The sequence below is a fragment of the Desulfobulbus oligotrophicus genome, assembly GCF_016446285.1.
GTDB lineage: Bacteria > Desulfobacterota > Desulfobulbia > Desulfobulbales > Desulfobulbaceae > Desulfobulbus > Desulfobulbus oligotrophicus.
Map to the genome: position 1 here is coordinate 1102098 of NZ_CP054140.1, position 12469 is coordinate 1114566.

13 protein-coding genes are annotated in these 12469 nt (G+C 55.6%); 6 read left to right on the plus strand and 7 right to left on the minus strand.

Annotated elements, in window-relative coordinates:
* Nucleotides 1-4 precede the first annotated feature (4 nt).
* Nucleotides 5-517, minus strand: coding sequence for a ferritin (locus tag HP555_RS04970; protein WP_199264080.1), 513 nt, complete (start codon nucleotides 515-517; stop codon nucleotides 5-7).
* Between the two features lie 171 nt (nucleotides 518-688).
* On the opposite strand from HP555_RS04970, the gene HP555_RS04975 reads away from it, so the two are divergent.
* Both HP555_RS04975 and fabB read left to right on the plus strand, forming a co-directional pair.
* Entirely contained in the window at nucleotides 689-1444 is a 756-nt protein-coding gene (locus tag HP555_RS04975) for an SDR family oxidoreductase (protein WP_199264081.1), read from the plus strand.
* Nucleotides 1445-1458: 14 nt separating this feature from the next.
* The gene (fabB, locus tag HP555_RS04980; protein ID WP_199264082.1) at nucleotides 1459-2667 is read left to right on the plus strand and encodes a beta-ketoacyl-ACP synthase I; all 1209 of its coding nucleotides are present in this window, start codon (nucleotides 1459-1461) and stop codon (nucleotides 2665-2667) included.
* Between the two features lie 66 nt (nucleotides 2668-2733).
* Here fabB and HP555_RS04985 read toward each other — a convergent pair whose 3' ends face one another.
* The 4 genes from HP555_RS04985 to def form a co-directional block, all read right to left on the minus strand.
* Nucleotides 2734-3192, minus strand: a complete 459-nt coding sequence (locus HP555_RS04985) for a phosphatidylglycerophosphatase A family protein (protein ID WP_199264083.1) — start codon at nucleotides 3190-3192, stop codon at nucleotides 2734-2736.
* Between the two features lie 221 nt (nucleotides 3193-3413).
* Complete coding sequence (gene larC, locus HP555_RS04990; RefSeq protein WP_199264084.1) at nucleotides 3414-4598, minus strand: nickel pincer cofactor biosynthesis protein LarC; 1185 nt, start codon at nucleotides 4596-4598, stop codon at nucleotides 3414-3416.
* Nucleotides 4598-5539: a methionyl-tRNA formyltransferase gene (gene fmt, locus HP555_RS04995; RefSeq protein ID WP_199264085.1), complete on the minus strand. Its 942-nt coding sequence runs from the start codon at nucleotides 5537-5539 to the stop codon at nucleotides 4598-4600. Before fmt ends, larC begins: the two co-directional genes overlap by 1 nt.
* A complete protein-coding gene (def, locus tag HP555_RS05000; RefSeq protein WP_199264086.1) occupies nucleotides 5536-6045 on the minus strand; it encodes a peptide deformylase in 510 nt (169 codons plus the stop codon). Before def ends, fmt begins: the two co-directional genes overlap by 4 nt.
* Nucleotides 6046-6226: 181 nt before the next feature.
* Here def and HP555_RS05005 point away from each other — a divergent pair, with 181 nt between their 5' ends.
* From HP555_RS05005 to HP555_RS05020, 4 genes are all read left to right on the plus strand, one after another.
* A complete protein-coding gene (locus tag HP555_RS05005; RefSeq protein ID WP_199264087.1) occupies nucleotides 6227-7090 on the plus strand; it encodes a YkgJ family cysteine cluster protein in 864 nt (287 codons plus the stop codon).
* A gap of 130 nt (nucleotides 7091-7220) precedes the next feature.
* Nucleotides 7221-7832, plus strand: a complete 612-nt coding sequence (plsY, locus tag HP555_RS05010; protein ID WP_199264088.1) for a glycerol-3-phosphate 1-O-acyltransferase PlsY — start codon at nucleotides 7221-7223, stop codon at nucleotides 7830-7832.
* Complete coding sequence (locus tag HP555_RS05015) at nucleotides 7829-8167, plus strand: J domain-containing protein (protein ID WP_199264089.1); 339 nt, start codon at nucleotides 7829-7831, stop codon at nucleotides 8165-8167. Before plsY ends, HP555_RS05015 begins: the two co-directional genes overlap by 4 nt.
* Before the next feature lie 85 nt (nucleotides 8168-8252).
* Nucleotides 8253-9125, plus strand: coding sequence for a methylenetetrahydrofolate reductase (locus HP555_RS05020; protein ID WP_199264090.1), 873 nt, complete (start codon nucleotides 8253-8255; stop codon nucleotides 9123-9125).
* On the opposite strand, the gene HP555_RS05025 is transcribed toward HP555_RS05020, so the two are convergent.
* The gene (locus tag HP555_RS05025; RefSeq protein ID WP_199264091.1) at nucleotides 9106-10491 is read right to left on the minus strand and encodes an MATE family efflux transporter; all 1386 of its coding nucleotides are present in this window, start codon (nucleotides 10489-10491) and stop codon (nucleotides 9106-9108) included. The two genes, HP555_RS05020 and HP555_RS05025, sit on opposite strands and share 20 nt — an antisense overlap.
* 286 nt (nucleotides 10492-10777) lie before the next feature.
* Nucleotides 10778-12466, minus strand: a complete 1689-nt coding sequence (locus HP555_RS05030; protein ID WP_233249248.1) for a B12-binding domain-containing radical SAM protein — start codon at nucleotides 12464-12466, stop codon at nucleotides 10778-10780.
* Nucleotides 12467-12469: the final 3 nt, after the last annotated feature.

Here is a 12469-nt window from a genome sequence, read left to right on the forward strand (position 1 = left end):
GGCTTTATTCTGCAGCCGGTTCAGTCTCGGTAAAGACCCTTTTTCCCAGTTCTGCATCAACCATGAACAGACCGGATCGGGTCCCCTCAATCAGTTTCAGTTTGTCGATGACTTCATTGACACTGGCTTCTTCCTCAACTTGCTCTGTAACATACCACTGGAGGAAGATGTTGGAGGCATGGTCCCTTTCGTTGATCGCCAGTTCAACCAGATCGTTGATAAGGCTTGTCACATGTTTTTCATGGGCAAGTACAGCTTCGAAAACTGCCAGCGGAGTGTCCCAGGTTGCTTCCGGTTTATCAATGGCCTCAAGGGTGACCGTGCCGCCCCGCTCATAGACGTAGTCATAGAATTTCATGGCATGCATCATCTCTTCCTGAGCCTGCGCCCGCATCCAGGTGGCAAAGCCCAGCAGACCGATCGACTGGAAATGGGCTTCCATCGACAGGTAGAGATAGGCGGAGTACATCTCAGCATTAATCTGCTTGTTTATGGCGTTAAGTATTTTTTCGTTCATAGCGGTCTCCTTAAGTATTCAGATAAGAGTGTTCTGCTTACAATCTGTGTTCCTGTCCGTGAACTATAAGTACAGACATGAGGAATTCCAGGCCATTCTGAAAATTTATTGTCTTTTAAGGGCAAACCTGTTTCTTTACGGTTTCTTTATGCTTTCAAAGAGGAGGAGAGTATGCAGAAAACCGTTTGCATAACCGGTGCTACCTCAGGATTTGGGAGGGCCTGCGCCCAGCGATTTGCAGCAGAGGGGTGGCGGTTGATCGTGAGTGGCCGGCGTACGGAGAGGCTGGACGAGCTGATCCGGGAGCTGAAAACAGTACCGGTGCATGCCATACCCCTGGATGTCCGCAACCGTGAAGAGGTGACCGCCATGGTGCGTGATCTGCCCGAAGGGTTTCGTGACGTTGATGTCCTGGTCAACAATGCCGGCCTGGCACTGGGGCTTGAGGGTGCGCATGCGGCCAGCCTCGAGGATTGGGAAACCATGATTGATACGAACATCAAGGGGCTGTGCTACCTCACCCGCTGCTTCCTGCCCGGTATGGTGGCACGTAATCAGGGACACATCATTAATATGGGCTCGATTGCCGGTACCTATCCGTACCCCGGCGGCAACGTATACGGGGCCACCAAAGCCTTTGTCAAACAGTTTTCCCGGAACCTGCTCACCGACCTGGTCCATACCCGGGTGCGGGTGACCAATATCGAACCGGGCCTGGCTGAAAGCGAGTTCTCCATTGTTCGGTTTCATGGCGATAAAGAAAAGGCCGATACCGTGTACAGTGGCACAGAACCGCTGCGGCCGGCGGATATTGCCGAAATAGCCTATTGGGTGACCACCGTGCCGCCGCATGTCAACATCTGCACGGTTGAGGTCATGCCGACCTGCCAGAGTTGCGGCCCGTTTGCCATTCATCGGGGATCCTGAACACGGAGAAAGTTATGCGACGAGTCGTGATTACCGGCATGGGTATTGTCTCGCCTCTGGGAGACACCACTGAGGAGGTGCTGACCTCTCTAAAGGAAAGCAGATCCGGCATCCGCTATCATGCCCGCTATCAGGAGATCGGATTACGTTCCCAGATAGGCGGGTTTACCCGGGTTGACCTCAAGCAGCAGATTGATAAAAAACATCTCCGTTTCATGGGCAATGCTGCGGCCTATGCCTCCATCGCCATGCAGCAGGCCATCAGTGACAGCGGGCTGCATGAGGACGAGGTCAGTCATCCGCGCACCGGTCTGATCATCGGCTCCGGCGGTACCTCAGCCGAGAATGTGGTTGCCACGGCTGATGTCATGCGGAAAAAGGGCTTGAAACGGCTTTCTCCCTTCATGGTTCCACGGACCATGAGCAGCACGGTCTCCGCCTGTCTGACCAGCACGTACCGGATCCAGGGACTCTGCTACTCTATTTCTTCGGCCTGTGCCACTGGTTCGCACTGTATCGGCAGTGCTGTCGAGCAGATTCAGATGGGTAAGCAGGACGTGGTTTTTGCCGGTGGCGCGGATGAAGAACACTGGACCCAGACCGCCATGTTTGACGCCATGGGCGCTCTGTCCACCAGGTTTAACGAGACACCGACCAGGGCCTCGCGACCCTATGACCGTGATCGTGACGGTTTTGTTGTTGCCAACGGCGCCGGTCTGGTGGTGGTGGAAGAGTATGAGCGGGCAAGAAAACGGGGAGCACCCATGTATGCTGAAGTGGTGGGGTATGGTGCGACTGCGGATGGTTCGGAGATGGTGCAGCCCTCAGGCGAGGGCGCGGTACGCTGTATTCGTCTGGCCCTGGATACGGCCGGCAGCGATATTGACTACATCAATGCCCATGGCACTTCAACCCCGATCGGAGATCTGGTCGAACTGCGGGCTATCCGGGAGGTCTTTGGTCTCAGCAACCCGCCGATCAGTTCAACCAAATCTCTTTCCGGTCACAGCCTGGGAGCAGCCGGGGTTCACGAAACCGTTTACAGCCTCCTGATGCTTAAGCACGGCTTCATCTGCGGTTCGGCAAATATTGAACATATGGACCCGGAGGCAGAGGGCCATAATCTTGTCACCGCTAACCGTGACGCCCGATTAACAACGGTGATGAGCAACAGCTACGGTTTTGGCGGCACCAATGCCTGCCTGATTTTCCGACGAGTCTGAACATGATGGCAGGTCAGAGGCCTTCCTGTATAAGGTATGGCAGGACTCTCTTCCGAAAATATTTTTTTAAAGGATGTGCAACACCCAGAGACCCAGGTGAAGGACCAGCAGCGCATACAGTGCGGCCATGACGTCATCGAGCATAATGCCGAGTCCACCGTGCAGGTGCCTGTCGATCCAGCTGATCGGATAGGGTTTGATAATATCGAAAAAACGAAAAAGAATAAAACCCGCCAACAGGGCTGCCGGATGCAGCGGGATGAAGCTGAGGGCGATCAGCTGACCGACGATCTCATCAATGACCACAATAGACGGGTCTCCCTGGTCAACTATTTTTTCAGCAGCTCCGGCACAGAAAACACCGATGATGAACAGTGCACCGATTATCATGAAATACGATGGAGTGCTCAGGCGGCTTAACGGTACCCACAGTAAGACGCCAACGAGCGAACCCCAGGTGCCGGGAGCTTTGGGCAGGTTGCCGCTGCCGGCTCCGGTGGCAATGAACATCAGTAAGCGATCCATGGTTGCTGCTCTCAGATAGGTTTTGTCTGTAACATCTCAGCCCTGTTGCGCACCGTTGATGCGGCGAGCGGAGCATGAGATGGCCGATGCACAGAGCGAATGTCTTTTGGTCGAAAACAGCCCATCCGATACTGTGGGTTCGATAGAATGAATCCGACGGTGGGTATTGTCAAGATCTCTGCACGGTTCATTGTTTTTTCCTGAAAGCCTGAACAGCGACTTTATGCCTTCGTGCCACAGGCAGGTGTTTGCTGCTGCACCGCAGCATAGACGGTTCGCAGCGCAATCCCGTGAGCATCTGCTATGGCCCGGCAGGCCTCATACTCAGGAGTAATAACCGTGCCGAAGGGGGTGGTGATCTGTTTGGCGGCCACATCTCCCCAGGGTGTGGTGACAACGATCGGGAGGCGCGGCAGGGTCAGGCGTTGTTCAGAGTGCCATCGCAGACCGATGGTGGTGGTTTCGTTAAAGAGAACGGTGGTGAGCGCCGGGCGGAGAGCAGATTCTCCGATCACCCGGAGGAGGAAACCCGGCCGCCCTTTTTTCATATGCATCGGGATCAGGCAGACATCCAGCGCTCCGGCCGCCAGCAGACGCTCGCTGACATGGGGCCAAAGTTCCGGATTCCAGTCATCTATATGTGTTTCAATGACCTCAACCTCCCGGGCTTCTGCACTCTCCTGAGGCTCTCCAATGAACAGTCGCAGCAGGTTGGGCCGATCATCGTGGCGATGTAGCGTGCCGGCGCCATATCCGGTGTGCTGCAGGCGCATTGACGGCATGGGCCCAAAGTTTCTGGTCAGTTCCCGAACCAGGGCGGCACCGGTCGGTGTGACCAGTTCCTGGTCAAGATCTATACCGTAGACAGGTACGCCTTCAAGGAGCCGGCAGACTGCCGGGCTTGGTAACGGGATGTCGCCGTGACTGCAGTGCACCCAGCCGTGTGGCATAGGCAGGGGAGAACAGTCGAGCTGACTGATGTTCAGGTAGGCACATCCTGCCACCGTGCCGACAATGTCCAGAATTGCATCCACGGCACCGACTTCATGGAAGTGGACGGCCTCCACTGTGCTGCCGTGTACGGCTGCCTCTGCCTCGGCCAGTCGGGTAAAGACAGCGAGCGACCGGTCCCGGACAGGTGCCGGAACGGCGGATCGGTGCAGGAGGTCATGGATATCCTGCAGGTGACGATGCGGATGCGGGTGGTGTTTCAAATCGTTGATCAGGACCTGGGTGGCGGTAAGCCCCTGGACGGTTTTCCGGATGACTGTCAGCTGGTATCCGTCAGGCAGTAATCCGGAAAATATTTCGCGGAGATAGGTCTCCGGCACACCGGCATCAAGCAGGGCTCCAAGCAGCATGTCGCCGCTGACCCCTGAAAAACAGTCAAGGTACGCTGTGCGCATCAGGTGATCCTGGTCTGTGGTTTGATGGGGGATCCATGCAGCCAGGTTTTAACGGGCATTCGTTTCTTGCCTTCCGGTTGAATGTCATGAATGCGCAGACAGTCTTCACCAGTAGCTATCAGCAGTCCCTGATTATCGGCGCGACAGATGGTGCCGGGTAACTCTGTGGCACGAACCAGCACTCTTTCCGGGGTAAAAAAACGGCAGCGTTTTCCCTGTATATAACCATAAGCAGACGGCCAGGGGTCCATGCCGCGGATCAGACAGTGCAGTTGCCGGGCAGACAGTGTCCAGTCGATATGTCCCATCTCTTTAGAGAGCATGGGGGCGTTGCTGGCCTTGCTGTGATCCTGGGGAGTACGGACAAGACGTCCCTTTTTGAGTTGGGCAAGAGCGTTTTCCAGAGTTTCCCCGCCTAACCGGGACAACCGGTGGAACAGCTCACCAGCGGTCTCCTGTGGCCCGATAGACACCGGTGCGGTCAACAGGATATCACCGGTATCCATACCTTCATCCATCTGGATGATGGTGATACCGGTCTCGGTTTCTCCATTGATGACGGCCCACTGGATGGGAGCTGCGCCCCGGTAGCTTGGTAGGAGCGAACCATGGACATTGATCGCGCCCAAGGGTGGCAGGTTCAGCACCGGAGCGGGCAGAATTTTGCCATAGGCAACCACAACAAGGAGATCAGGTGCCAGCTCCCGGAGTTGCTCAAAGAAATGCTCTGTGCGTATGGAGGCAGGCTGAAGGACCGGCAGGCCATGCTGTGTTGCCAGGGCCTTTATCGGCGGGGCACTGCTGATTTTGCCGCGACCCTGCCTCTTGTCCGGTTGACAGACCACGGCCACAACCTGGTCTGTCCCGTCCAGGAGGGTCTGCAGTGAGGGCACCGCAAAATCAGGCGTGCCCATGAAGACGATACGTAAGGGAGGGCTCATGCCTGTTCCTGAAGGATCTTTTTCAACTTTTTCTTGTAGAGGGCGCGTTTAAGCGGGCTGAGCCGATCTATGAACAGGGTGCCGAGCAGGTGGTCGACCTCATGCTGAATGATGCGGGCATAACGGTCTTCAGCCGTGAACTCCAGAGGGTTTCCCTGGATGTCCCGGGCCGTGACGAGAATTTTTTGAAAGCGTTTGACCCTGGCATAGCATTCGATCACACTCAGGCAGCCCTCATCATCAATGACACTGCCCTCGCCGTTTGTGATCACAGGGTTGACCAAGGTAATGTAGGCGCGCGGATCTTCCACTGTTGAACGATCCACGACAACGACCTGAAGCGGCACGCCTATCTGGTTGGCAGCCAGGCCCACGCCGGGAGCGGCATACATGGTTTCCGCCATGTCTGCAACCAGAGTCTGCAGTTCGTGATCAAATGCAGTTATTTCTTTTGCCTTTTCCCGAAGAATCGGATGCGGATGGGTAATAATCGTGCGAATGGCCATGGTTTATGTTCCCTGGTAAGCTGACATCAGTGCACTGCTGTGCTATAATCGTGTGTTATGTAATCAGTTTGTTATCGAAAGTAAAGATGCGCCGCTTTCCGGGGACACATCGGAGGAGTGGCCGCTTGTTTTTCGACCCTTTGTTGTGTAGGGTGCAGACCGAATTTTTCCTGGACACGTTATGATAGAAAAAGTTGACCTGAACGATGGACTGGCCCTGCTGCGCCAACCGGTTTTGCCCCTGGTGAGCATTGCTCAGTTTATATATCTGACCGGTGATTTCGCCTCGGTGGAGGAGGTGATCGCCGAATTCCCCGGAGATCTTGAGACCGGTTATACCTGCTACCCTGAGCCTGCTCAAGTGTTGGCACCCTATGCTGACCTGCTGGAGGAGTTCAGTGCCCTTAAAACCGGAGCAGCGCCGGGCACGCCGGTGATCGGTGTCGATAATCAACCCGTTGACGCCATGACCGCCACCACTGCCCTGGTGGCGCAGCGCATTCTCACCCGTGAACTGGAACAGATCAACAGCCTGCTGTGTGCACCCTGTGGATGTACCCTGTGCTGTGTCGGCCCGACGCCTGACATGGTGCAACGTTATTTTGAGATCCCACTGGGGGCGGAGGAAACAGCATTTTTCCCGATAAACAGGATCGATTCGGCCGACTCCAGAGCTCGAAAGATTGATCATGAGCCGCCGTTGCAGGTGGAGGGCAGAGATTTTTTTATGAGACCGGACCCGGTGCTGGTTCATTGGCAACCGGGTTGGAGTCTGGTGTTACCCACCGGAAGCCGATGCCCTAACCTGGAGGATGAAGGGCGATGCCGGATCTACATCGACAGGCCGCAGGTCTGCCGCCGGCCGCAGATTTTCCCGTATATTATCGAACCGGTCGAGGAGGGCGTGCAGCCGCCTGCTTTTCGTCTTCGTCAGAGTTTGCTGGCGGTTGTTGATTGTCCGTATGTACAGCTGCTCCGGGATGAGATAGCTGCCTATGCAGCGGCCTGTGAACTGGAGATGCTGTTTCGTCAGAACAAGGCATGATCAGCCGTTACGCTCCAGCCGCATGTATGTACGAAAAAATGCAGAGCCGATATGCTTGTCCGTACAGTATCTGTACACCGTGTTTTTGTCTTTCTGATTCAATAACTGTGCACCTTGGTTAACTGCACCCATGAATACTTCCGCACTTCTGTACATTGTCGGCTCGTATCTGATCGGAGCCATTCCTTTTGGGCTGCTTCTTTCCAGAGGAAGCGGTATTGATATCCGTTCTGCAGGCAGTAAAAATATCGGTGCAACAAACGTTGCCCGCCTGCTGGGTAAAAAAACAGGGGCATTGACCCTGGGATGCGATATATTAAAGGGCTTCCTGCCCATGTGGATCATCACCCTGCTGGTACAGGGCCAGTCCGGATATGAGGTGATTTTAGGGAGTTGCGGGGCGGCTCTGGTCTCTGGACATATGTTTTCGGTCTATCTGCGTTTTAAAGGCGGCAAGGGGGTTGCCACTGCTCTGGGTATCTTCTTGTATCTGGCGCCGGTCGCAGTTTTAGGCTGTATCACGGTGTTTGCCTGCTGTGTCGCCCTGTCCGGGTTTGTCTCTCTGGGATCACTGCTGGGCTCACTGTCCATGCTGCTGTGGCTGGCGCTACTCAAAGCGCCGGGCTGGAAGCTGTGGCTGGCTGCATTTATCGTGCTGATGATCTGGCTGAAGCATTGGCAGAATATCGGCAGGTTGTTCAGCGGTACTGAGAAGAGCTGGCGAAAAAGGGACGAGCCATGAATGCCAAACAGTGGCAGGCTATTGAAAGGGCGAGAAAAGTGCTTGGGCTCGGTGAAAGTGCAACCCTGGCCGAGATTAAGCGCAACTACCGGCGGCTCAGTAAACTCCACCACCCGGATACCGCAGAAATCGAGACAGCCAGAGACAGCGACACGATGTACCGGATCACTGCTGCCTATGAGCTGCTGCTGCAGTATTGCAGTGAGTACCGATTTCCCCTGCATCGCGAAGAGGAAGAACAGGATGCCTTGGATATGTACGACCCCGAGGACTGGTGGCGGGCCCGTTTCGGCCGGGATCCGGTGTGGAACGGGAAAAAGAAACGCAATCGCTGATGGCATGAACGACTGGTCACTTACTGCTTACTCTGACGATCTGTAAAAATATACACGATTTATTATCCCAGGCAAGGAGCACAGGATGCAGATTCCTCAACTGATACACAATCGGAGTCCGTTCGTTTCCTTAGAATTCTTTCCGCCCAAAAAGCAGGAACAGTGGCCGGCCTTTTTAGAGGCCGCCGGGGAACTGGGCCGGCTGCAGCCCCTGTTTGTTTCCGTGACATACGGAGCCGGTGGCTCTACCCAGTCGAATACCCTGGAGATCTGCGAGCAGTTAATCCGTACCTGCGGGTTTGAGGTCATGCCTCACCTCACCGGTGTGACGGCTGATACCGGCAAGATCGACGGTTTCCTGACCGCTGTCAAGGCCCTGGGCATTGACAATGTCTTGGCCCTGCGCGGTGATCGGCCCACCGGGTACAGCGGAACAGATGCCGAACTGTTCGCCGCCTTTCCGCATGCTGCAGACCTGGTGGCCTATATTCGGCGGCATCATCCGGAGTTGGCTATTGGGGTGGCCGGGTTTCCCGAGGCTCATGCGGAGGCTCGTTCCATTGCCGAAGATCTGACGGTCATGTGCCAAAAGGTGGAGTGCGGCGCTGATTTTGTCATCACCCAGCTGTACTTTGATAACCGGGTCTACTTTGACTACGTGGAACGTCTGCGGGCCCTTGGTATTACCGTCCCGGTGATACCCGGGATCCTGCCTGTCCGAAACCTGACATCACTGCGCTTTGTCCTTGAGATGTGCAATGCCCGCATACCCGGCCGTCTGATTAATGCCCTGACCAGCGCACATGAAGAGGGAGGTGCTGATGCTGTGTATGAAATCGGGGTGGCCTATGCCCGTGAACAGATCAAAGGTCTTCTTGATGGCGGTGCGCCGGGAGTCCATCTGTACACCTTGAACCAGGCTGACATGTGTCTGGCGGTTATGGACGGACTGCTGTAGCCGCCGATCCGGTCAACCGACGCAACATCACCCGTACCCGGAGACTAAGCAGTATTGCCGCAGCTGACAGAGCGCAGATCAGTCCGATCCAGAATCCCTGCGGGCCCGGTTCCATGCCCCCCAGCCGCACCAATCCAAAACCATATCCCAGCGGCAGACCAATCCCCCAATAGGACAGCAGTATCAGCAGTAACGGAATGCGTGTATCCTTACAACCGCGGAGTATGCCGCTGCAGTTGACCTGCATTGCATCCGGCAGTTGAAAGATGGCCGCATAGATTAGAAGTATGGCGGCCAGTCCCTGGACAGCCGGGTCAGTTGTATATAGTAGTGCGATTTTATCAGAAAAAGTTGATATGATCAGACAGGTGCAGACTGATCCGGTCAGGGACAGGACAAGACCGGTCCGCACAACCCGTCGCAGTCTGGTTGCGCGTCTTCGACCGATTGTGAAGCCGACACGAACGGTGAGCGCCATGCCCAGACTGTAGGGGAGCATGTAGAGCTGTGAGGTGAAGTTGAGGGCAATCTGATGGGCCGCCACCACCTCGGCGCCAAGTTTGGCAATGAACAGGGCAATGATGGTAAAGATCGAGCATTCAACGAACAGGGTGAGACCCAACGGTATCCCCAGCTTGAGAAAGGGTGCCAGGTCACTGGTAAGACGCGTGGGTGCGGTTGATTTTGAAAAGAGATGCGCAGTGCCCCGGATGTTACTTCGGCTGAGGACCACAGCCATGACAAGCAGCATGACCAGGATCGAGAATGAAGTGGCCCAGCCGCAACCGGCTCCTCCAAGGGCAGGCAGGCCGAGTTTACCGTAAATCAGGAGATAGTTGGTCACGATATTGACCGCGAGACCGATAAAACCGGCAATCATCGACAGTCTGGGCCTGGCCAGGCCGTCACCTCCTCCTTTGAGAGCAAAGAAGAGCCCGCCACACGGCAGCCCCCAGGAGATACCAAACAGGTAGCGGTCGGTGATGAGGATGACTTCAGGCTCAACTCCCATCCAGACCATGAGCGGTTGCATTCCCCACAGGAGCGGCATAAAGGCTGCTCCTGTGATACAACCAATGACCATGCCCTGGCGCATGGCCCGGTGGATCGCCCGACTGTCGCCGCGGCCGTGGGCCTGAGCCACCAGCGGTGTCACCGCATTCAACAGACCGATAAGAAAGAGATACACAGGAAAGAAGATGGAAGAGCCCACCGCCACTGCGGCCAGATCAACGGAGCTATACCGTCCGGCCATGACTGTATCAACGAACCCCATGGCGGTTTGCGACCATTGGGCCAGGACAAGTGGACCGGTCAGACGGAGCAGGACACCGGCTTCGTGGAGATGAAGGCGTGTTGGGTTCACAGAGGCGTTGATTAACCGGGTTGCAGGTGTGTGGGTTGGTGAAAAGAGTGGCCTTCTCTTTACCCGGCAGAGAAAGATGTGGCAAGAGGGGAAACGTTTGTGCAGATGTGGAGTGCTGTACAGTCTCTCTTGCAGCAGTGATTGACAACAACGATCTTGCCGATGTTCTGCCCTGCCGGTGATGGCCGTGCGTGGAAGAGCCTGTTGTCTCGCAAGAGGTGTAAAGAACAGAGATGACGGTGATCCTGTCCTGTCCTGCTCTGTCCCTGTCTGGCCGCGAGTTGTTTCAGGCGGACAGATGCCGCGTCTGTCTTCTGGTCAGAGATTCACCGAGTGTTCGCCGGGTGGCAGGGAGTTTCGTGACATGGGTCAGCACGGTCTGCGGCAGTGACCTTCCCTGAATGGTCAGGACGTCTGCTGCCAGACTGTTGGCCACTTCTCTTGCATCCATACCCCTGACTTCCACCAGATAACCGAACAGCAGCTCGCAGAGTCGCGGCAGACCAATCTGCCAGGTTGCTCTGGTCTGCAGAAAGAGCCAGCGGGAAAAGTCATAAAAGCCATTGAAGACATCACCATCCTGCCAGAGCAGGGGGGCGGTGCGACGAAAATTTCCACTGTTGTATACCAGATCCCAGAATCGGGCCAACCGTTTCATGGCCTGCATCTGGTTGAAACTGATCTGATTGTTGCTGAGAATCTCGTAGGGTGGCTCAGGTGAGTAGACCATGCCATGCACCTGATCGTGACGGTTAATGGCTGTTCCAGAGAGTTTTTTAAGTATACCGATCTGGATCTCGCCACCGGTCAGGTTCACCAGGGTGTTGAGATTGTCACCGAACTGCTTTAAGGATTCGCCGGGCAGGCCGACAATGAGGTCAACATGCAGGTGAGCTGCGGTCTTTTGTTCGAGAAAGTCCAGATTCTCCCGGATACGATGAAAATCAAGCCGCCTGTTGATATTGGCCGCTGTTTGCGGGTGCAGGGTCTGGATGCCGACCTCCAGTTGCAGTGTTCCTGCCGGGAACCGGGTCAGCCGTTCTTTAATGGATTCCGGGAAATGATCGGGGATAACCTCGAAGTGGGCATGAAAAGGCGGCTTCTGGGCCAGAAAAAAATCAAGGATACGGCCCGCTGTGGCTGGATTGGCATTAAAGGTGCGGTCAACAAACTTGAAAGTCCGTGCCCCCCGCTGCCACAGACGATCCAGGGCATCTAAGAAGCGGTCAGTTTCAAAGGGCCGCACGCGGTGATCAATGGAGGAGAGGCAGAATTCACAGCAAAAGGGGCAGCCACGGGAGGCCTCAACATAGATGAGTCGGTGAGCCAGATCCTCTTCGGTATACAGTTCGTAAGGGAGTATGAGCGTGTCCACATCCACAGATCCTGCCGGGATGATCCGCTGTGTTGGCAGTGAGCCAGTGAGCAGCGCCTGACACAGTTCAGAAAAACTGTGCTCCCCTTCGCCCTGAACAAGGTAGTCAGCCTCGCTGAAGTCGACCCGGAACGGCTGATGGCTGACCTCCGGGCCACCAAGCACAACAACTGTCTGCGGGGCCACCCGTTTGAGTATCCTCACCAGCTGTCGCACCTGGACAGCATTCCAGATGTACACACCAATACCAACAACCCTGGGCGCTGACTGCAGAATCTGTTCAGCAATGTCAGCGGTGTGATCGGTCAGGCAGTACTCCTGTACCTGTGCCTGTGATTGTAACTCACCCAGATTGGCATGGAGCCAGCGAAGACCAAGGCTGGCATGAATGTATCGGGCATTGATGGTGGTCAGGATGATGGCGGGCATGGGAGCTGGTGGTACAGAAAGAGAACATGGTTTGTTGATCCGGCAGAGATGCGATGTCCGGTCGGGCTGCCCGTTTGTTGATTCCGGCCTGGAGGGGGCAACAGTCTTCTGTGCTGCCAATTGCCGATACTTCTTCTTTCCGGCTTTTTGGCGGTCTGTTCCAGTAGGCAACAG